This window comes from Pseudoclavibacter sp. VKM Ac-2867, from assembly GCF_015351275.1.
Taxonomy (GTDB): Bacteria; Actinomycetota; Actinomycetes; order Actinomycetales; family Microbacteriaceae; genus Pseudoclavibacter.
In genome coordinates, this window is the sequence record NZ_JADKSL010000012.1 from 17,039 (window position 1) to 37,427 (window position 20,389).

The following is a 20,389-nucleotide window of genomic DNA, read 5'->3' on the forward strand; positions in this document are numbered from 1 at the left end:
ACGTTTGCGGGGGTCGCTCGTGTCGTTTGTAGCTCTGCGTGCTGCTCTACTCGTTGCCTTGCTACCTCGACAGAGTTGTGGCGGGATGCTGTAGCTCCGCTTCCCGACCTCACCTGACCACAACTTTGCGCTCGTGTCGCTCGTGGGCGGCGCCGTCGAGTGCAGGTGGAGGTGCAGCCGCGGGTGCGGATGCGGGTGTGGGCGCAGACGCAGGGACAGCTGCGGGTGCGCGTGGCGGGTGCAGGTCCAGGCTCAGGCGGTGGCGCAGGGTTGTGGCCCGATGCTGTTGCTGCTTGCCCTGACCGCGTTTCGCCACAACTCTGCGGGCACTTGCCGGGTTGGGTCCCGTGCCCGCGAGGTGCGCGAGTCGGTGCGGAGGCCTGCGAGCACGCAAGAACGGCCCGCATCCGAGTGGATGCGGGCCGTTCGCGCCTGCGCGGTGCGTGCGGTTGTCGCTAGAAGCGCGCGTCGAGCGCTTCGAAGATGCGCTCGTTGCACGTGAAGCTCGCGTTGGCCTCGTCGAGGAGGCGCACGATGGCCGCTTCGTCGAAGGCGAGGTCGTCGAGCTGGGTGCGGTAGGCGCGCTTGAACGGCACGATCGCGGGGATCTCGGTGAAGTCGAAGAACGTCGCCTCGTGCGCGGGGAGCCCGTAAGTGCGGTCGAGCATGACGCGCATGGCCTGCCCGCCGGACAGGTCGCCGAGGTAGCGCGTGTAGTGGTGTGCGAGGTAGCGGGCCGGGTCGGCGGCGGATGCGGTGATGCGTTCCGCGTAGTCGCGGGTTGCCGGGAGCTCACCGGGGAGCGGTTGTGTGAGCCGCGGCGCGAGCGCCTCGAGGTCGGCCGCGATCGAGGCGGCACGGTTCAGCTCAACGGCCGGGATGGCGCCGAGCGTGCCGCTCTCGCGCACGGGGACCGCCGCGCTCTCGAGCGCTTCGTACATGAAGCCGTACTGCTGCAGCAGTGCAGCCCAGGCGTCGATGCCGAGCTCGCCGCCGAGGAGGCGCTCGAGGAAGCGCGAGCGCTCGGCGCTCTCGTGGGCCTGCGAGGTGCGCTCGCGCAGGCGCGCGCTGATGGTCGTCGCGGTGTCGGTGACGATGGTCATGAGGGATCCCTTCGGGCGGGATCGGCGCGAGGAGATCGCACCGAAGACTGAATTCCCTCAGCTTAGGTCACCCTTACTTCCTCTGGGAATCCTCTGGGCGAAGAGTTCATCCCATCGTTACACCCAGATCGCAGCCACCTCTTCGGCATAGCGCTGCCCACGGGCGAATCCGGCGCGAGCGGCGGACGGTCGCAGGGAGAGGTCCATGGCGTTTGCCCCGAACAGGTGGTCGAGCTCGGCGCCCGGGAAGATCGTCTCGACGGTGCTGCCGGTCGTGCGCAGCTCCTCGAGCTGCGCATCCAGCTGCAGACCCCACTCGGGTGGTGTGAGGCTCTTCCCCGAGAACGGGGCAAGCACCAGAACACGGTCGAAGCCCGTTGCGAGGTCGGCGTTCTCGTTTCGGCGGAAGCCGCCGTCGATGAGCCACCGATCGCCGACGCTGTAGGGAAGGCCGCTCGACGTGCTCGCTGCGACGGCGTCGACGAGGTCCGCGACGCTGTGCTGGTCGAGCGTCACCGGGTCGCCGGTCCCGGCGTCGACGGCGGTGAACAGCAGCGGCCTCGCGGGCCAGTCCAGCACTGGGAGGCGAGAGGCGACGATGCTGCGCCAGCGGTCCTGCCACGATCCGTCGGCAGCGGCCAGTCGATCGAGCGCGGATGCGCCGAGCCGTCGGCGCATGTCCGTGGCGTCCGCGGATCCGTCGATGAGCCGCTGCATCCGTTCGAGCTGGGCTGTGACCTGCTGGGATGCGGCCCCCGGTGTGGGCGGGTGCCGTGGCCCGGACGGGAGGGGTTGCGTGGGCGCGGTGAGAATCGCCTCGAGCAGGTCGGACGGTGTCGCCCCGGCCAGCTGGGCGCCGGCGGTTGCCCCCGCCGAGGTGCCGATGACGAGGTCGGCGGACGCGACGTCGAGGCCCGCCGCGCCGAGGCCCGCGAGCACCCCGATGAGCCAGGCATTGCCGGTTGAACCGCCTCCGCCGAGCACAAGTGCACGGCCGGGGCCGCGCGCTTCAGGCGGCACGAGCAGAGGGGCGGAGGAGGAGGGAAGATCCATGGGAGTTGCCTTTCGCACGGTACGTGACGGGCGCTCCCAGCGCGACCTGCTCAGTCGCGAGTTCGTGAGCTGCGGGGAGCACCCACTGTTGGTCCTGCGTTCATGGGTGTCACCTCCTGGCTTCGGATCACGATGGAGAACACACTACGCCTGGCGGGGCGGATCGCGAATCAGCCGAGAGCCGCGAGCCGAGAGAGCCTGGCTCAAGCCTCGTTGATGCTGGCCACGAAGGCACGGGGAAGGCGGAGCTCGACTTCCAGCAGGTCGACGCTGACCCCTTCTTCGACGAGCGCTCGCAACCCCATGGTCAGCTCTTCGTGGCGCTGCGCGGGCAGGGTGTGACCTGTCGCCGGGAGAAGTGACTGCAGGTGAGTCAGGCGGATGCGCTGATCCCCGGTCAGCGACGCCTGCTCACGCTCGCCTGTGCTGGACCGGAACTCCCAGTCCGGGACCGACTCCGCAGTCACTTGGTTGCCGTCGCTGAGCATGCCGCCGAGGATACCGGCCGAGGCGTGAGGCGGCCAGGGAGTGCTGTCGAAGCGGTTCGAGGTGGCCTGCGGACGGGTTGCCGTTGCTCGACGTACGCTCGATCAGATGGATGCTATGCGTGAACCCCTTGAATCTGCCCTCGAACGACTGGCCCCGGGCGACGGCGATCCGCTTGCGCGCGTCACGGCGACGCGCGACGCGGCCAGATGGCTGGAGGAAGTCGGCCTCGTGGATGCTGTTGAGCGCGCTCGCGCCGCCGGGTCAACGTGGGCGCAGATCGGCGCGGCGCTTGGCGTCACGGGCGCGACCGCGACCACGAGATTCGGCGGCACCCCCGAGGAGCGCGAGGCCAGGGCGCAGCAGTCACGCGAGCGTGCAGCGCAGCGAAACAAGATCGCATCCGAGGCGATCGGCGCCACGCCTCGCGGGGAGCTGCCTGGCATGTCGGTCGCCGATGCTGCCGAGAAGCTCGACGTGCAATTGGGGACGTTCCGGCGCCGCATCCAGGTTGCGCGCGAGAAGAACAGCGCAGCCTTCGCGGCCGCGATCACGGTGGTGCAGCTCTCACCGAAGCGCGAGGTCATGCGCGTCGTTGACCTCGTAGCGGCCGCGCGGATCTAGAACCGCGCACCGTCAGTGCCTGCTCGCCGCAGGTATTCGCCCGTTTCGCTGCGGATGCGCGGAGTGACGCGCAATCCCGACGAATGGCGGCTGGGTTCCGGCTGCGTCCTAGGCTCTTGACATGGAACCGCTCGAAGTCTCCGCCGCTTTCGTCGCAGAACGATTCCCGCGGGCGGAGGTCGCCGTCATGGCCGGAAGCTCCGCATCTGGACGACGCACGGCGACGAGCGATATCGACCTGCTGCTCATCGGGCCGGAGGAGATGTTCGGGAGCGGGCGCTCGAGCCTTGCGACGAACGTGGCCTACGACGGGGAGAGTATGGAGCTCTTCTCCTACACCGAGCAGGCTTTCGAGGAGTGGGTCGGCCGCGACCTCGCCACGTTCCGACCTGTGCTTCTCAACATGCTCGCGGAGGGACTCGAGGTGCGTGGCGGAGCCCGGCTCGAAGAGCTTCGGAAACGCTGGTGCCCGGTCCTTGAGGTGGGCCCGCGCGCCCACGAGCAGGAGCTCGCGGCCAGGCGCTACGAGGTGACTGACCTGCTCGATGATCTGCGAGACGCCGCCGACCCCCTTGAACAGCGCGTGACAGCGGGGCTGCTGTTCGAGAAGACGGCGGAGCTTCTGCTGCTCACGAATGGGCATTGGCTGGCAAGCAGCAAGCACCTGGTGAGGGCGCTGAGACGGTGGGACGCAAAGCATGCTGACGATCTCGCCGCGCCTCTCCTGGACCTCGACTTCGCCGCCTTCGCGGACCGAGTGGACGCGGAGCTGCGTCGGGTTGGCGGCAGGGTGCAGGCGGGTTTTATCCGCTAGCGCCCGGTGGCCTCGGATCCTCCGAGATCGTCCTGCGCCTTCCTCGCGTCGAGCATGCCGATCCGGCGGTTGTGCAGCGCTGCGACCCCGAGAGCCGGCACGAGCAGGATCACTACCAGCAAGACGGCGGTCAGGAGGAACATCAGGTCTGCGGCTCGCCCGAGCAGCTGCAATCCACCTATGACGGCGAAGACCATGACCAGGCGGGGGAGGAACCACAGGCGCGGCAGCTTCGGCGGCCGGCCGAACAGCGGGATCCTCTGCCCCGGGTTGCTCCTGGACAGTCGGACGACGTCGACGGCGCACGCCGCCGATCCAATGGACAGCAGCACGATCCCCCAGAAGAGTTCCATATGGCCCACACGAACACGTTGTTCTGGGTGACGCCTCACCGCGGCGGTGGGACTCGTGGCGAAGATCGGCACGAGCACCTCTCAGAGGCGAGGGAGCTCTGCCTCGTAGAGGCTGGACGCCAGCTCGCGTGCACCGTCGGGTGAGATGACGGTGGCATCCCGAACGTGCCGAAACCCTCGCTGTTCGTAGTACGACCGCAGCGCGCGGTTCTCGGTTGCGCAGTCGAGGCGAAGGAGCGGAATGCTGCCAGCCGTCGCCTGCGACCGCGCCCAATCGAGGACGCTCTTGCCGAGACCGACGCCCCGGTGCGTCTGCGCGACCGCCAAGCGGTGCACGTAGAGAGCCGTGCGCGCGGTGGTGCCCCAGATCGAGGTGTCGGAGTCGGAGAGGGTGACTGTCGCCACGGTGCGGTCCCCGTCCCGCACGACGAACAGGCGCCCGTCCGCCGCATCGGATTCCAGGAGCGACATCGGCACCTCGTCCTGCCACTGGTCGATGCCACGAGACGCCAACCAGGCACGCGCTTGGGCGATGAGATTCGATACCGCAGGGACGTCAAGCTCGGACGCCGCTTCGACGCGAACGTGGTCTTGGATCATGATTCACAACCGTACGGCGCTGTTCGTGAGAGGTCTGCAAAGTAGCTCGGCTTGTCCCGTACGAGCGACCTTGCCTCCGGCTCTACCCACAGGTTGAAGGTCAGGCGTTGTGACTACGCGTCGGTGATGCGTGCCCACTCATCCTGATCAGTCGGCCGGGACCACTCCTGGCGTGCCGCGGTAGCTTCGCGGGCGACGTCGCGGAGCCACAGCGTCGAGTCCGGCGCCCACCCTGCGATCACGGATGCGAACTCCGCATCGACACGCACGAGCTGCGTTGCCGAGGAGTAGTAGCCCAGAGCCGTGAGGTGCACAGCGTCCCAGTCCTGCGCGACGCGCTCCCAGTGTGGAATGACCCAGCGACCGTTCCGCCCAGTCGTCCGGAACCAGTCGTGGCGCCGCGAGGCCGTCACCTCGACCGGGTAGTCGCGGCAGAGCCTGGCCCAGTCGTCTGCCGACTCGATCTCCAGCACGGAGCCGAACCCGCTGACCGGAATGAAGGTCGCCGCCGTCCAGCCGAAGGAGTCCTCCACGAGCTCGAGCGCCGCTTCAACGGTTCCTCGGGTTTCGAGGATCGTCTGTGGCACCGACCACCACGTTCCGGACCAGCGGGCGTGTGGATCTAATGGGCGGTCTCGTGTTGCCCGTTGCTCCTCGTCTGCCAGCTCCCGCGTCCACATCCTGAGGGCAGCTGCCGGGTCGGTGGGGAGCGGTGCGGCGTTCTCCGCCGAGTTCCAGTCCACCGCCCACTGCTTCGTTCCCCGCCGTGAGGCGAGATCCGGGAGCGCTGCGGCGATAAGTTCAGCGAGCGGGTGGAGTGCGGCCCGGACTTCGGGCAACGCCGCAACCTCGTCGTTGCCGTCTGGCTCCTGCCAGTAGCGGGCCGAGTTGAGTGACGCGCGCAGCGCTTCCGTCGCTCCCTCGGGGTCGACCGTTGACAGGTCGACGGTGCGGAGGCAAGCGACCAACTCCTCAGCAGTGGGGATCGGATCGTCCGCTGGCGCGGGCGCGCGTCCGGTCAGGCTGTAGCGAGCCCCCGGGTTGACGTCGAGGTGACGCGCGAGTGGAAACAGAGCCGAGCCGACCGCGGGGCTGGAGTGCACGGCGTACTCGAGGCACAGCCTGCGCCCGCGGGGGCCGAGGAGCAGGCGGGCGGCGACATCGCGCGCGGCTCCCGAGCATCCCATGACCGGGACATTCGGACCGGTCACCGAAGTGTGCCGATCGCGCGCTCGGTCACTCGGAAGGGGTCGTGGTTGAGGAAGCCGTTTCTGGCGTCCAAGACGAGTCGCTGCTGCTCAGCGACCACGAAGCTGGATTCCTTGCCCCCGATGCCGACCGCGCTTCCGGCTCCGTGGTACCTCGCACCGACGACGACTCTGTGCGAGCCAGGCTCAACGGTGACCTCGGTCGGCTGTCCCCAACGGGCCGGGTGGTCTACGTCGTCGACGCGGACGACGGGAACTGCGAAGAGGTGGAGGAACCAGGCACTGATCCAGTGACCCCGCGGAACGACGACGACCGACGAACTCATGCATCCACCGTATCGGTCGAGGAGTAAAGCAGCACCGGTTGCACCGTTGCAGGTGCAGTAATCCGCGGAGTTTCTCTTCCTGAGTGCGACTTGGGCTGCTGCAGTTCGATTCCTACTGAGGGGCGCCCTCAAACCGAAGCCGCTTGATTCGTCTGTTGTGCGCAACGGATACGAAGAACCCGGGGAGGAGAGCGGCCGCGGTGAGCACGGCGACCATGACGAACGGCATTGCGGTGGCGTTCATGACCATGACCACTCCTGCCACCGTTGCGGCCCCCATGATCGCGCGCGCCACGTACCAGGCTCGGGGGAGCGCCGGAGGGCGGCCGATCCACGGGATCCGGTGCTCAGGGTTCACGACCGCGTGGCGCCAGTTGTCGACGACCGATGCCGTACCGCCGACCACCATCAACGCGATACCCCAGAAGAGCTCCATGCCGTCCAGCCGAACATGCCGTTCTGGACGTCGGCTCAGCGCAGTCAGAGCGGGAAACTCTACTCGGACATCAACTCGTGCCGAGGAACGCCTCGTCATCCCAGATGTCCGCGTCCAGAGGCCTCCGAAGCGTGCCGAAGCGGCCGCAAGATGGAGGGGCCGAAGCCCCTCCATCGCGACTACTGCAGTCCGCGGCGCTTGAGCAGCGGCTCGATGGGGGCCGGGCCGCCGAGGAGGTCGCTGACCAGCGACATCGCCTCGCGGGAGCCGCCAGGCTCGAGGATGCTGCGACGGAAGCGCTCGCCCGCAGCCCGTAGGCCGCCGTCGAGCTCCGCCTGCTCCGCGAACCAGTCGACCGTCGCCGCGTCGAGCACCTCGCTCCAGATGTAGCCGTAGTAGCCGGCGCTGTAGCCGCCGGCGAAGATGTGCTGGAAGTAGGGGAGCGTGTACCGCGGCGGCACGGCGGGAAGATCGAGCCCGTAGCGGCGCAGGACGGCTTGCTCGAATGCCTCGACGTCGGTCACCTCGGCCGCTTCCTCGGGCGACAGCGAGTGCCATTCGAGGTCGATGACCGACGCAGCCAGGTACTCGCTGGTGCCGAAGCCCTCGTTGAATGACGCCGAGTCGAGCAGGCGCTCGACGAGCTCCTCCGACAGCTGCTCACCCGTCTCGTGATGCTTCGCGTAGTTGCGCAGCACCTCGGGCCACAGCATCCACATCTCGTTCACCTGGCTCGGGAACTCGACGAAGTCGCGGGGCACATTCGTACCACCCAGGCTCGGGTAGCCGACCAGTGCGAACAGGCCGTGCAGAGCGTGCCCGAACTCGTGGAAGAGCGTCTCCACCTCGTCGAAGGTGAGCAGCGTCGGCGAGCCCTCAGCGGGCTTCGGCACGTTCAACGTGTTGAGCACGACCGTCGGCTCGCCGAGCAGGCGGTTCTGCTGGATGACCGAGTTCATCCACGCGCCACCCCGCTTCGAATCGCGCGTGTAGAGGTCGAGCGAGAACAGCCCGACCTCGGTGCCGTCCTCGTTGCCCACCTCGTACACGACCGCGTCCGCGTGGTGACCGCGCAGCTCGGGCCGCTCGGTGAACGTGACTCCGAAGAGGCGGTTCGCGGCGGAGAAGACGCCGTTCTCGAGCACCGCCTTCGCCTCGAAGAACGGGCGCATCTGCGACGTGTCGACGGCGTAGTCGCGGGCGCGCACCTTCTCGGTGTAGAACGCCCAGTCCCACGGCTCGAGCGCGAAGCTCGGCTCACCGGCGGCGGCCTGTTCGGCGTCGATGGTGGCCTGCAGCACGTCCTGCTCGCGGCGCGCGTTGGCGGCGGCGGGAGTCGAGAGCTGCTCGAGGCGCGCGCGGATCGCGGATGCGCTCCCTGCGGTCGACTTCGCCGCGGCGGCCTCAGCGTGGTTCTCGAAACCGAGCAGACGGGCCCGCTCGGCGCGCACGCGCACCATCTCGAGCGCCGTGGCCCTCGTGTCGTGGTCGCCACCTCGGCTGCCGCGCGAGGACGACGCCTCGAACAGCTTGCGCCGGGTCTCGCGGTTCGTGAGCGTCGAGAGCAGCGGGTGGCCCGTGAAGAGCACCAGCGAGATCAAGTACTTGCCGGAGAGCCCGCGAGCCTCCGCGGCAGCGGATGCGGCCGAGATGGCACTCTCGTCGAGCCCCGCGAGCTCTTCTGCGGAGTCGACGACCAGGGCGAGCGCGTTGCTGTCGGCCTGCAGCTTCTGGTCGAACTGCACCTCGAGCTCCGACAGGCGGCCGTTGAGCTCACGCAGACGAGCCGACGACGCATCGTCGAGGCCGGCACCCGCGAGGCTCGAGTTGCGGTGCACCTTCTCGACCAGGAACGTCTGCTCGTCGGTGAGCCCCGCCTGCTCGCGGGTGTCGTACACCGACTGGATGCGCGCGAACAGTGCCCGGTTCAGCGTGATGGAGTCTTCGTGCGCCGTCAGCCGAGGCCCGATCTCCGCCTCGATCTTGTCGATGCCGGGGGTCGCGTCGCCGGAGCTGAGCGTGAAGAAGACGGCGGCCGTGCGCTCGAGGAGCTGACCAGAACGCTCGAGGGCCTCGACCGTGTTCGCGAACGTCGCAGGCTCGGGGTTCGCCGTGATCGCCTGGACCTCCGCGAGCTGCTGCGCCATGCCAGCTTCGAACGCCGGGAGGAAGTGCTCTTCGCGCACCTCTCCGAACGGCGGCAACTGGAAGGGAAGCGAGCTGGGGTTGGCGAACGGGTTCTCGGCGTCGAGCTGCACGGTCTGGGTCATGCTTCCAACCCTAGGCGCGACCACCGACATGGCACGCGCATCCGCTGTCCGCGCTCAGCGGACGCATCCGGTCGTCACCCCGTCCGCGAAACGCAGAGCGGAGTTGTGGTCGTTCTCACGCGATCGAGACGACCATAAGTCAGCTTTCGACACCCGGGACCCGGGACCAGGGGGGGGGCAGCGCGCGCAGCGCGGAGACGACGTTCAGGCGCGGGGCGCTGGCTCCGGGAAGAGATCGTCGTCATCGTCGTCTTCGTCGAACACGTCGTGCTCGGGGGAGTCGCCGTCGGCGACGCCGACACCAGCTCCGACCGGTTCCTCGGCGCCGCTCACGTGCACCGAGCCGTCAGCTCGGAGCGCGACCCGCGGCCCCTGCTCGAGCTCGGCGACGGGCCGCCCCTCGAGCCAGGTGAGCGTCCACCACAGCTTCGAGACGTCGCCGACCGTCGGGGAGAGGACGTGCTCCTGCGCGGAGCAGGCTTCGACGAACTCCTGGTACTGCTCGAGCGAGCGTGGCGGGCGGCTGCCCGCCCGCCACCGTTCGCCGATGAGCACGTCTAGGCCTCGTTCTGCTGACGCGAGTCGACGGAGATCTCGAAGCGGACCTCGTCGCTGCGGCTGCCCATGCGCGCGGACTGCTGCAGGCCGACCTCGTCCTCGGCGTCGACCAGCCACGAGATGGCATCGAAGCCACGCTTCGCGGCCGCGGCGAACACCGCGCCGAGGAGCTCCTCGTTGACGGCCGCCCGGTTCGAGTCGGCGCCCGAGTACTTCGCCTCGATGTTCAGCACCGTGCGCGCACCGCGGATATCGAGGCGCTCACGGAACAGCACGTAGCCGCGCGGCTCGCCCTCGACGAACGCGATCATGCCCTCGAGGTTGCCCGTCTTGCTGGCGACGTGGCGCCACACGCCGAGCGCGCGCCCGTCGTTGGAGCTTTCGCCCAGCGCATCCACGTGCTGCGCGAACAGCGGCTGCCAGACGAAGTAGTCGGTCGGACCCATGGCCCTGACCTCGATGCTGGGACGCGCCGCGGCGCGGTCCCGCGTTCGCTTGCGGGGCTTGGCCTTTTCAGGAACTGTCATGCCGGCCCTGACTCCTCTTCTGTCACTGACGTCGCTGCTGCACTCAGACTTGGGGGGAACCCCCAGCCTACGACGACGCCTCGGTCTGCGGGACGACGAGCAGCTCGATATCCCGGACCTCGAGCGCCTCGGCGACCTCGAAGTCGAGCTGCTCGATGCGCCCGACGTGGCGGAGATCCGCGGAAGCGAGGCGAAGCAGCGCCACCGACTCCTCTGGCGCCGCGATGACGGCACTCGCCACTGGCGTCTTCTGGGAAGCCTTCGCCGCGGTCTTCGCGCCGCGGATGCTCGTGAGGGCCGTGCTCGTCAGTGCGAGGAGCGCACCGTCCTGGTCGCCGGCCGCCGCGAGGTCCGCCGACGTCGGCCAGGCCGCCGTGTGCAGCTCGGAGTCGTGCCACCACGACCACGACTCGGCGGTCGCGAACGGGATGAACGGGGCGAAGAGGCGTTGGAGCACGTCGATCGCCGAGCGCATGGCGGTGACGGCCGAGGCCTGAGCCGCGGCGTCCTCGCCGGCGCCGTACGCGCGCTCCTTCACGAGCTCGAGGTAGTCGTCGCAGAACGTCCAGAAGAAGGTCTCGGTGACTTCGAGCGCGCGAGCGTGGTTGTAGTCGGAGAACGCCTTTGTCGCCTCGCCGACGACTCGGTTCAGCTCGGCGAGCATCGAGCGGTCGAGCGGCTCCGTGACCTCGCCGACGTGGTCGCCGTAGCCCAGCACGAGCTTCGACGCGTTGAGCACCTTGATCGCGAGGCGGCGGCCGATCTTGATCTGCGTCGGGTTCTTCGGGTCGAACGCCGCGTCGGTGCCGAGGCGGCTGGAGGCCGCCCAGTAGCGGACGGCGTCGGAGCCGTGCGCCTTGAGCATGTCGGCGGGCGTGACCACGTTGCCCTTCGACTTCGACATCTTCTTGCGGTCGGGGTCGACGATGAAGCCGGAGATCGTGGCGTTCGACCAGGGGGCTACGCCGTGCTCGAGCTGCGCGCGCAGCACGGTCGAGAAGAGCCACGTGCGGATGATGTCCTGGCCCTGCGGGCGCAGGTCGTAGGGGAAGACGAGACCGAAGAGCTCCTCGTCGGACTCCCATCCACCAGCGAGCTGCGGGGTGAGGGAGGAGGTCATCCAGGTGTCCATGACGTCGACCTCGCCGAGGAAGCCGCCAGCCTCGCCCCGCTGCGCCTCGGTGTAGCCGTTCGGGACGTCGGAGGACGGGTCGACGGGCAGCTGCGACGCATCCGGGGTGATGGGCGACTCGTACTGCACCTCGCCGTCGGCGTCGATGGGGTACCAGACGGGGATGGGCACGCCGAAGAAGCGCTGGCGCGAGATGAGCCAGTCGCCGGAGAGGCCCTCGACCCAGTTCTCGTAGCGCACGCGCATGAAGTCGGGCCAGAAGGAGATCTCTCGGCCGAGCTCGATGAGGCGGGCCTTGAGGTCGACGTCGGTCGCGCCGTTCTTCACGTACCACTGGCGGGTGGAGACGATCTCGAGCGGGCGGTCGCCCTTCTCGAAGAACTTCACGGGGTGCTGGATGGGCTTGGGGTCGCCGACCAGGTCGCCGGACGCCTGGAGGAGCTCGACGACGGCCTTCTTGGCGCTGAACACGGTCTTGCCGACGAGCTCGGCGTACGCGGCCTTGCCGGCCTCGCTCGTGATGGCCTCGGGGGCATCCGCGACGAGGCGGCCGTCCTTGCCGAGCACGGTGCGGTTCGGGAGCTTCAGCTCACGCCACCACACGACGTCGGTGACGTCGCCGAACGTGCAGATCATGGCGATTCCGCTGCCCTTGTCCTTCTGCGCGAGCGGATGCGCGAGCACGGGCACCTCGACGCCGAACAGGGGCGTCGTGACGGTCGTGCCGAAGAGCGGCTGGTAGCGCTCGTCATCGGGGTGCGCGACGAGGGCCACGCACGCGGGGAGGAGCTCGGGACGCGTCGTCTCGATGAAGATCGGCTCGCCACCCTCGCGGGTGAAGCCGATGCGGTGGTAGGCGCCCGGCTGCTCGCGGTCTTCGAGCTCGGCCTGCGCGACGGCCGTGCGGAAGGTGATGTCCCACAGCGTCGGCGCCTGGTCCTGGTACGCCTCGCCGCGCTCGAGGTTGCGGAGGAACCCGAGCTGGCTCTTGCGGCGCGAGGAGTCGTCGATCGTGCGGTAGCTCTGCGTCCAGTCGACCGAGAGGCCGAGCTGGCGCCAGAGCTCCTCGAAGGCCTTCTCGTCCTCAATGGTGAGCTGCTCGCACAGTTCGATGAAGTTGCGGCGCGAGATGGGCTGCTGGTCGGCGGCCTTGATGCTCTTGCCGTCGCCACCCTCGTGCGGCGGCGTGAAGTCGGCCTCGTAGGGCAGCGATGGGTCGCAGCGCACGCCGTAGTAGTTCTGCACGCGTCGCTCGGTGGGGAGGCCGTTGTCGTCCCAGCCCATCGGGTAGAAGACGCGCTTTCCGCTCATACGCTGGAAGCGCGCGACGACGTCGGTGTGCGTGTACGAGAAGACGTGGCCGACGTGGAGCGAGCCGGACGCCGTGGGGGGAGGCGTGTCGATCGAGTAGATGTCGCCTCGAGTGGCGCCTTCGCGGTTGAAGCGGTAGGTGCCGGAGTCCTCCCAGCGCTCACCCCACTTGACTTCGAGGCCCTCGAGGACGGGCTTGTCAGGAATGCCCTGAGTTGAGGAAGAAGAGGGAACTGAGGGCGAGCTGGACATGCACACTCCGTGTCGATGTTGGCGGCACCGAGTCTGGGGTGCCTGTTGTGAACCCATCCAGGGTAGCGGCTCCCGGGGTGTTGCGGGTTGCCGGGCGGGTCGCCTGCGAGGGCAAGGAAAAGCCCCTCAGGGGCGCATCCTTGAGGGGCTCAGCTGCGAACACAGGGGTTCGAGCTGCCAGGAGTTGTGCGCCCCTCCGCGCCACGCGCGCGCGGAGGGGCACAGCTTGCGGCGAGTGGTCGGAGTCCCGCTCGCCGCCGTCTGTCAGGCCCCGATGGGGGCCTTGGTCTGGGTGGATGCGGCAGCCGCGTCCAGCGCGCCGTGCACGGCGTCGAGTTCGGTGTAGAGCGCCGCGGGGACCTTCTCGCCGATGCTGTCGAAGTACTCGCGGGTCACGCCGACCTCCACGAGCCAGGACTCGGGGTCGACCGTGAAGATCTCCTCGAGCGCGGCAGGTTCGAAGCCCTCGAGGCCCGAGATGTCGATGTCGCTCGTGACGGGCAGCTGGCCGATGGGGCTCTCCAGCGAGTCGGCACGGTTCTCGAGCCGGTCGACGATCCACTTCACGGCGCGCACGTTCTCGCCGAAGCCAGGCCAGAGGAACTTCCCGTCCTGGTCCTTGCGGAACCAGTTGACCTGGAAGATGCGGGGTGCCTTGTCGCCGAGGTCGGCGCCGATGTTCAGCCAGTGTCCCCAGTAGTCGGCCATGTGGTAGCCGGCGAAGGGCTGCATGGCGAAGGGGTCGCGGCGCAGGATGCCGACTGGGCCTTCTGCGGCTGCGGTCTGCTCGCTGGCGAGCGTCGCGCCGAGGAAGCAGCCGTGCTGCCAGTCCTTCGACTCGAAGACAAGCGGAACGTTGCTCGCACGGCGGCCGCCGAAGAGGATCGCATCGACGGGCACGCCGTCCGGAGCCTCCCAGGCGGGGGAGAGGGTCGGGCACTGCGAGGCGCGCACCGTGAAGCGGGCGTTTGGATGCGCGGCCTTCGTTCCGGACTCGGGAGTCCAGTCGTTGCCCTGCCAGTCGATGAGGTGCGCGGGCGCCTCGTCGGTCATTCCCTCCCACCAGACGTCGCCGTCGTCGGTCAGCGCGACGTTCGTGAAGATCGTGTTCGTCGTGATGGTCTCCATCGCGACGGGGTTGGTGTCGTAGCCCGTGCCGGGAGCGACGCCGAAGAAGCCGAACTCTGGGTTGATGGCGTTGAGTCGACCGTCCGCGGCCTTGCGCATCCACACGATGTCGTCGCCGAGCGTCTCGACCTTCCAGCCATCGAGCTTGGGCTTCATCATCGCGAAGTTCGTCTTACCCGTCGCGGATGGGAATGCACCCGTGAGCGTGTAGGTCTTGCCCTCAGGGCTCGTGACCTGGATGAGGAGCATGTGCTCGGCCATCCAGCCCTCGTCGTGCCCCATGGCCGACGCGATGCGCAGCGCGAAGCACTTCTTGCCGAGGAGCGCGTTGCCGCCGTACCCGGAGCCGTAGGAGATGATCTCCCGCGTCTCGGGGAAGTGGGTGATGTACTTCGACTCGTTGTGCGGCCAGGCGACGTCGGGACGGCTCGACCCGTCCTCGAACTCGAGCGGGAAGCCGACCGTGTGGAGTGCCTTCACCCAGTCGCGTCCTGGGGTGAGGTGCTCGAGGGCGCCGTCGCCGGAGCGGGTCATGAGGGCCATCGACAGCACGACGTACGGGGAGTCCGTGATCTCGACGCCGTACTGCGTGATCGCACCGCCGAGCGGGCCCATCGCGAAGGGCACGACGTACATGGGGCGGCCGCGCATGGAGCCGTCGAAGAGGCCGCTCAGCTCTGCCTTCATCTCGGCGGGCGCGCGCCAGTTGTTCGTGGGGCCTGCGTCTTCCTCGTTCTCCGAGCAGATGTAGGTGCGGCTCTCGACGCGGGCGACGTCGCCGGCGTCGGAGCGGGCGAGGTAGGAGCCGGGGCGGAGCTCTTCGTTGAGCTTGATGAGCGTGCCTGCTTCGACCATCTCGGCGGTGAGGGCGTCGATCTCGGACTGGGAGCCGTCGCACCAGACGATGCGGCTCGGCTTCGTCAGCGCGGCGATCTCGCGGACCCAGTCGTTGACTTCCGGGTTCGCTGCCCGCTGCGGGACGTCGAGGTGGTCATGTGCCTGTTCAGTCATTTCGATGCTGCTTTCACGGTTCTGCATGCGAGCTGTCTCCGTCTCGCATACGTGCATGGCGTCGTACACCCAGTGTTGACCTGCGCCGGACGCCACGGGATGGAGATTGGCCGAGAAAAATGGCAAAATTTCACACATCAGCAATTCAGATGCCCGGAGGCACCCATGAGCGGACTCGGTCCTTTCCCCGCTGCGCAAAAATCGACAGCAACCACAGGGAAAGGCGGCGCAGTGGATTCCCTCCTGCTCGGGCGGCGCATCCGCTACTACCGCAAGGAGCGCTCGCTCACACTCGAAGCGCTCGGCGAGAGGACCGGGCTGCTCGCCAGCCAGCTCTCGCTCATCGAGAACGGCAAGCGCGAGCCGAAGCTCTCCGTGCTGCAGCAGCTCGCCGAGGTGTTCGACGTCGACCTGAGCGAGATGCTCGCCAACACGCCGCCGGATGATCGCTCCCGCCTCGAGATCGAGCTCGAGCGCGCGCAGACCTCGACCGTGTACCAGGAGCTCGGCCTCCCGCGCATCCCCTCGACGAAGTCGCTCTCCGACGAGGTGCTGCGCGCCCTCACCGGCATGCACAGCGAGATCGTGCGACGCCGGACCGAGGCGAGCGCGACGCCCGAGGAAGCGCGCCGCGCCAACACCGAGCTGCGGCTCGCGATGCGCGCCCACGACAACTACATGCCCGACCTCGACAAGCTCGCCGACGAGCTGCTCAGCAGGGTGGACCACACGCGCGGCGCCCTCATGCACCACTCGGTCGGCAAGATGGCCGACCACCTCGGGTTCCAGCTCATCTACGTCAACGACCTGCCAAGGTCCACGCGCTCCATCACCGACCTCGAGAACGGCCGCATCTACCTGCCGCCAGCCTCCATCCCCGGCGGGCACGGGCTGCGCGCGATGGCGCTGCAGGCAATGGCGCACCGGGTGCTCGGCCACCGCCGCCCCGAGGACTACGCCGATTTCCTGCGCCAGCGCCTCGAGATCAACTACTTCGCGGCGGCCTGCCTCATGCCGGAGGCGCGCTCGGTCGCGTTCCTCCGCGACGCGAAGGAGCGCCGCGACATGGCCGTCGAGGACTTCCGGGACGCGTTCGGCGTGACCCACGAAGCCGCCGCCCTGCGCATGACGAACCTGCTCACCTCACATCTCGACATCAAGCTGCACTTCCTGCGCGTCGACGACAAGGGCTCCATCTCGAAGGCCTACGAGAACGACTCCCTCCCGCTCCCGCAGGACGTCACCGGCTCCGTCGAGGGCCAGTTCGTGTGCCGGAAGTTCTCGGCCGTGAGCGCCCTCGCCCGGACGAACCGGACCACGGAGACCTACCAGTACACCGATACCCCTGCCGGCACGTTCTGGTGCTCCACCCAGACCGGGCACGCCGACGCCGGCGAGTTCTCCATCACCATCGGGGTGCCGTTCGACGAGGCCCGCTGGTTCCGCGGGCGCGACACGAAGCAGCGCGCGTCGTCGACCTGCCCGGACGGGGCGTGCTGCCGCACTCCGGGGGCTGACCTCAGCGAGCGCTGGTCGGCGAAGGCCTGGCCGAGCGCCCGCGTGCACGCGCACGTGTTCTCGCCCCTCCCGACGGGCGACTTCCCCGGCGTCGACCAGCGCGAGGTGTTCGAGTTCCTCGAGCGGCACGACATCGACGCAGACACGGCGACCGCCGACTCGTAGCCGGGAGCCGGGAGCCGGGGTGGGAGTCGGGATCCGGTGCTCAGGGAGCGCCGTCGGCGTCTGGAACCAGATCACCCGTGCGCGCGTCCCGCAGCTCCGCCCGCGTGAGCTGCCCGGCATCCACCCGCACGCTCAGGTAGGTGACCCGCGGCTGTCGGCGACGGTCAGTGGGGGAGCCGGGGTTGAGGAGGCGCAGCCCGTTGGGGGTGGTCGTGTCCCACGGGATGTGGCTGTGCCCGAAGACGAGCACGTCGGTGTCGGGGAAGAGCGTTTCCATGCGGCGCTCCCGCCCCGCCTTCTGCCCGGTCTCGTGGATCATCGCGAAACGGACGCCGTCGAGTTCGACGCTGGCGACCTCCGGGAGGCGCTCCCGCAGCTCGGGGCCGTCGTTGTTGCCCCACACCCCGACCATCCGGCTCGCCCGAGCTTGCAGCGCATCGAGCGTGTCGCCGTCGACCCAGTCGCCGGCGTGGAAGACCACGTCCGCGCGTTCGATCGCCCGCCAGAGCACCTCAGGGAGGGCCTTCGCGCGCTTCGGGAGGTGGGTGTCGGCGATGATCACGACGTCCAGAGTCATGCATCCATGCTCGCAGCTGCGCCCGGATGCTTCCCGATGTGGGGAAGACCATCTGGGGGAAAACCCCCGCTGAGGAGTGAGGGATGCTCCGTGTCGCGGCGAGGCGCGCGACCATAGCGTTGTGGACATGAAGAACAACGTCAAGCAGCTGAGTCTGACCTCGCTGCACCTCGCCGCCGGCGGCGTCATAGCGCCGCTCCTCCTCTCGCTCATGTTCGGCCTCCTGGGACTCGGCGTCGGACTGCTCTTCGTGCTTGGCTTCGGCGTCGTCGTCCTCGCTGGCCTCGCGTTCTCGTTCCGCGGCGTCTCCGCCTTCGAGCGGCGCCGGGTGGCGGCCCTCTACGACCGGCCGCTCGACGACGCCGGGATGCGCCGATCGCGTCGCCGCGACGGCTGGCGGTTCGTGCTCACGCCGCTCGTGCAGTTCGCCGACGGGGCGAACTGGAAGGCGATGCTGCACCTCGTGATCGTCGCGGTGCTCGGAACGCTCTCCCTCGGCGCCCTGCAGCTCGGCGTCTCCGGCGTCTTCGCGCTCTTCTCGCCGCTGCAGAACCGGGAGACCCTGAGCGTCTGGGGCATGGACTTCGCCGTCAGCCCGTTCATCGGCCTGCTCATCGGCATCGGCATGCTGCTGGTCGCCGTCGCCCTCATCGTCGCGTTCGCCTACGTGCAGCGCGCGGCATCCATCAGCCTCCTCTCCCGCGACCGGGAGCAGCAGCTCGAGGAGGAAGTGCGCGACGCGGGGCGTCGCCGCACCGTCGCAGTTCGCGGCGCAGCCACGGAGCGCGACCGCATCGAGCGTGACCTGCACGACAGCGTGCAGCCGAGGCTCGTGTCGATCGGCATGACACTCGGTATGGCCAAGCAGAAGCTCGAATCGGATCCCGCCAGGGCGGCCGAGCTCATCGACGAGGCGCACGCCTCGACGAAGGACGCTGTCACCGAGCTGCGGCAGCTGGCCCGTGGGTTCCAGCCCGCCGTGCTCACCGACCGTGGCCTCGACGCCGCGCTCTCGGGGCTCGCTGCCCGCTCGCACATCCCGGTCGTGCTCGATGCGCAGCTCCCCGGCCGCTGCTCGAAGGATGCGGAGGCCGCCGTCTACTTCGCGGTCGCCGAGTCGCTCGGCAACGCGGCGAAGCACTCTGGTGCGTCGGAGATCTCGGTGCAGGTCCGCATGCGCGGCTCGATGCTCTGGGCTCGCATCCAGGACGACGGACGAGGCGGGGCACGTCTCGTCCCCGGCGGCGGACTCGACGGGGTCACCGACCGCATCGAAGCGGCGGGCGGCGCGATCATGATCTCGAGCCCGCCGGAAGGCCCGACGACGATCGAGGTGAGCGTGCCATGCGCATCCTGATCTGCGAAGACTCCGCGCTCCTGCGGGAGGGCATCGCCCGCCTGCTCGAGGACGCCGGCCACACCATGGTGGGCATCCTCGCCGACGACGGCAGGCTCGACCGGCTCGTCGCCGAGACGGACCCGGAGCTCGTCATCCTCGACGTCCGCCTGCCACCAGGGTTCACCGACGAGGGCATCCGGGCCGCGCTCCGGCTCCGGGCCACCGACCCGGGCCTCGCCGTGCTGGTCCTCTCGCAGTACGTGGAGGAGCGGTACGCGTCCGAGCTCATCTCGAGCTCGAGGGGCGGGCTCGGCTACCTCCTCAAGGATCGGGTCGCCGACGTCGAGCAGTTCCTCGCCGGCGTCGACAACGTCGCGGCTGGCGGCACGGTGCTCGACCCAGAGGTCGTCGCCCAGCTGCTCGCCCGGAAGACCAGGGATGCGCGTTTCGAGCGCCTCACACCCCGCGAGTCCGAGGTGCTCGGACTCATGGCCGAAGGCCGCTCGAACCATGCGATCGCCGAGGAGCTCCACGTCAGCGCGGGGAGCGTCGAGAAGCACATCTCTGCGGTCTTCCAGAAGCTCGAGCTCGACCAGGGCGACGGCGGCAACCGCAGGGTGCTCGCCGTGCTCGCCCATCTCGACGGGCAGGGGCATGCGCCCCGCCCGCAGCCACAGACACACCTCGATGGACAGGGCCTCACCGCCCGCGCCACGAACGGAGAACTCCGATGACCACGCCAACTCTCGAGCCCGACGCCCGCCCAGACGCAGACGCTGATGGCATCAGCCCGAAGCGATTCGGGTGGATCACCATCACGGTCGCGATCATCGGCGGCATGGTCGTCGCCGGAACCGTGACCAGCGGATTCTTCGCCAATCTCCGCGACGTCCTGCGCGACGAGACCACGATCCGCCAGTCGATCGCCGGCGTCACCTCGCTGCGCGTCGACATCGACTCGGTCGGCATGGAGATCGAGTTCGGCGACGTCTCGCAGGCCGAGCTGCGTGTGCAGTCGAAGGGGTTCACGAAGGCCGACGAGTGGCAGCTCGTGACCGAGGGCGGCGAGCTCGTCGTCGAGCGGGTGGGCGGCACCAGGAACGGCGGCGGGTTCGGTGAGGAGGAGCTCTCGCTGACCCTCCCGGAGAGCCTGGAGGACGGGGAGCTGGATGCGCAGGTCAACGTCAGCTCGGGGGCCGCGACCATCGACGGCGACTTCGGGGACCTGGTCATCGAGACGAACTCGGGTGCGAGCAACTTCGAGGGGTCGGCGGCCAACCTGAGCCTCACGACGGGGTCTGGCGCTTCCAACATCGACGCCGAGGTGCCAGGGGATGTGGTGCTCGCCGCCAGCTCGGGGGCCCTCAACGCCATCTTCGGGGGAGCGGCCCCGAAGAGCACCGACATCTCCCTCGAGTCGGGCTTCGGAAGCGTCTCGCTGCCGGACGGCACCTACAAGCTCGAGACGGGCTTGAACGAGTCGGGGATGGCGAACGTCAATGTCCGGCAGTCGGACTCCGCCAAGAACACGCTCTCGGTGTCCGTCGGCTCGGGGTTCCTGACGGTCGAGTAGGCGATACCGGCGGCGATGCGCCCGG

The 20,389-nt window shown here is 68.7% G+C and carries 20 protein-coding genes; 6 read left to right on the forward strand and 14 right to left on the reverse strand.

Annotation, left to right across the window (positions count from 1 at the left end; all coding sequences use genetic code 11):
* Positions 1–455: 455 nt before the first annotated feature.
* The 3 genes from ITJ67_RS12540 to ITJ67_RS12550 all read right to left on the reverse strand — a co-directional run bounded on the left by ITJ67_RS12540 (position 456) and on the right by ITJ67_RS12550 (position 2,644).
* Positions 456–1,103: a heme oxygenase (biliverdin-producing) gene (locus tag ITJ67_RS12540; RefSeq protein ID WP_160070572.1), complete on the reverse strand. Its 648-nt coding sequence runs from the start codon at positions 1,101–1,103 to the stop codon at positions 456–458.
* A 117-nt stretch (positions 1,104–1,220) separates the two neighbouring features.
* On the reverse strand, positions 1,221–2,156 hold the full coding sequence (locus tag ITJ67_RS12545) for a patatin-like phospholipase family protein (RefSeq protein ID WP_194677892.1): 936 nt from the start codon (positions 2,154–2,156) through the stop codon (positions 1,221–1,223).
* Positions 2,157–2,359: 203 nt separating this feature from the next.
* A complete protein-coding gene (locus ITJ67_RS12550; RefSeq protein ID WP_194677893.1) occupies positions 2,360–2,644 on the reverse strand; it encodes a hypothetical protein in 285 nt (94 codons plus the stop codon).
* Positions 2,645–2,759: 115 nt separating this feature from the next.
* Between ITJ67_RS12550 and ITJ67_RS12555 the strand changes: the two genes are divergently transcribed.
* Positions 2,760–3,266, forward strand: coding sequence for a hypothetical protein (locus tag ITJ67_RS12555; RefSeq protein ID WP_194677894.1), 507 nt, complete (start codon positions 2,760–2,762; stop codon positions 3,264–3,266).
* Positions 3,267–3,387: 121 nt separating this feature from the next.
* Positions 3,388–4,080, forward strand: coding sequence for a nucleotidyltransferase domain-containing protein (locus tag ITJ67_RS12560; RefSeq protein WP_194677895.1), 693 nt, complete (start codon positions 3,388–3,390; stop codon positions 4,078–4,080).
* Here the strand turns inward: ITJ67_RS12560 and ITJ67_RS12565 are convergent.
* From ITJ67_RS12565 to ITJ67_RS12610, 10 genes are all read right to left on the reverse strand, one after another.
* Positions 4,077–4,505 carry a hypothetical protein gene (locus ITJ67_RS12565; RefSeq protein WP_228502779.1) on the reverse strand — a complete coding sequence of 143 codons (429 nt, stop codon included), beginning with the start codon at positions 4,503–4,505 and terminating at the stop codon, positions 4,077–4,079. The genes ITJ67_RS12560 and ITJ67_RS12565 overlap by 4 nt on opposite strands.
* A gap of 9 nt (positions 4,506–4,514) precedes the next feature.
* Positions 4,515–5,033 (reverse strand): GNAT family N-acetyltransferase, encoded by a 519-nt coding sequence (locus ITJ67_RS12570; RefSeq protein ID WP_194677897.1) that lies wholly within the window; start codon positions 5,031–5,033, stop codon positions 4,515–4,517.
* A 113-nt stretch (positions 5,034–5,146) separates the two neighbouring features.
* The gene (locus tag ITJ67_RS12575; RefSeq protein ID WP_194677898.1) at positions 5,147–6,244 is read right to left on the reverse strand and encodes a hypothetical protein; all 1,098 of its coding nucleotides are present in this window, start codon (positions 6,242–6,244) and stop codon (positions 5,147–5,149) included.
* The gene (locus ITJ67_RS12580) at positions 6,241–6,567 is read right to left on the reverse strand and encodes a hypothetical protein (protein WP_194677899.1); all 327 of its coding nucleotides are present in this window, start codon (positions 6,565–6,567) and stop codon (positions 6,241–6,243) included. Before ITJ67_RS12580 ends, ITJ67_RS12575 begins: the two co-directional genes overlap by 4 nt.
* A 112-nt stretch (positions 6,568–6,679) precedes the next feature.
* Positions 6,680–7,003 (reverse strand): hypothetical protein, encoded by a 324-nt coding sequence (locus ITJ67_RS12585; protein WP_194677900.1) that lies wholly within the window; start codon positions 7,001–7,003, stop codon positions 6,680–6,682.
* 179 nt (positions 7,004–7,182) lie between these two features.
* On the reverse strand, positions 7,183–9,273 hold the full coding sequence (locus tag ITJ67_RS12590) for a M3 family metallopeptidase (RefSeq protein WP_194677901.1): 2,091 nt from the start codon (positions 9,271–9,273) through the stop codon (positions 7,183–7,185).
* A 204-nt stretch (positions 9,274–9,477) separates the two neighbouring features.
* Positions 9,478–9,828, reverse strand: a complete 351-nt coding sequence (locus tag ITJ67_RS12595; protein WP_194677902.1) for a hypothetical protein — start codon at positions 9,826–9,828, stop codon at positions 9,478–9,480.
* 2 nt (positions 9,829–9,830) lie between these two features.
* Positions 9,831–10,358 (reverse strand): hypothetical protein, encoded by a 528-nt coding sequence (locus ITJ67_RS12600; RefSeq protein WP_194677903.1) that lies wholly within the window; start codon positions 10,356–10,358, stop codon positions 9,831–9,833.
* A 67-nt stretch (positions 10,359–10,425) separates the two neighbouring features.
* On the reverse strand, positions 10,426–13,053 hold the full coding sequence (valS, locus tag ITJ67_RS12605) for a valine--tRNA ligase (protein WP_194677904.1): 2,628 nt from the start codon (positions 13,051–13,053) through the stop codon (positions 10,426–10,428).
* A gap of 264 nt (positions 13,054–13,317) precedes the next feature.
* Complete coding sequence (locus ITJ67_RS12610; protein WP_104240910.1) at positions 13,318–15,192, reverse strand: phosphoenolpyruvate carboxykinase (GTP); 1,875 nt, start codon at positions 15,190–15,192, stop codon at positions 13,318–13,320.
* Positions 15,193–15,423: 231 nt separating this feature from the next.
* Between ITJ67_RS12610 and ITJ67_RS12615 the strand changes: the two genes are divergently transcribed.
* A complete protein-coding gene (locus tag ITJ67_RS12615) occupies positions 15,424–16,875 on the forward strand; it encodes a helix-turn-helix transcriptional regulator (protein ID WP_236558223.1) in 1,452 nt (483 codons plus the stop codon).
* A gap of 40 nt (positions 16,876–16,915) precedes the next feature.
* Here ITJ67_RS12615 and ITJ67_RS12620 read toward each other — a convergent pair whose 3' ends face one another.
* Positions 16,916–17,452, reverse strand: coding sequence for a metallophosphoesterase family protein (locus tag ITJ67_RS12620; RefSeq protein WP_194677905.1), 537 nt, complete (start codon positions 17,450–17,452; stop codon positions 16,916–16,918).
* 127 nt (positions 17,453–17,579) lie between these two features.
* Between ITJ67_RS12620 and ITJ67_RS12625 the strand changes: the two genes are divergently transcribed.
* Genes ITJ67_RS12625 through ITJ67_RS12635 form a run of 3 tightly spaced genes read left to right on the forward strand, consistent with a single transcriptional unit; the run spans position 17,580 to position 20,364 of the window.
* The gene (locus ITJ67_RS12625) at positions 17,580–18,809 is read left to right on the forward strand and encodes a sensor histidine kinase (protein WP_194677906.1); all 1,230 of its coding nucleotides are present in this window, start codon (positions 17,580–17,582) and stop codon (positions 18,807–18,809) included.
* Complete coding sequence (locus ITJ67_RS12630) at positions 18,797–19,525, forward strand: LuxR C-terminal-related transcriptional regulator (RefSeq protein WP_160070556.1); 729 nt, start codon at positions 18,797–18,799, stop codon at positions 19,523–19,525. Before ITJ67_RS12625 ends, ITJ67_RS12630 begins: the two co-directional genes overlap by 13 nt.
* Positions 19,522–20,364: a hypothetical protein gene (locus tag ITJ67_RS12635; protein ID WP_194677907.1), complete on the forward strand. Its 843-nt coding sequence runs from the start codon at positions 19,522–19,524 to the stop codon at positions 20,362–20,364. The genes ITJ67_RS12630 and ITJ67_RS12635 overlap by 4 nt, the downstream gene beginning before the upstream one ends.
* Positions 20,365–20,389 lie beyond the last annotated feature (25 nt).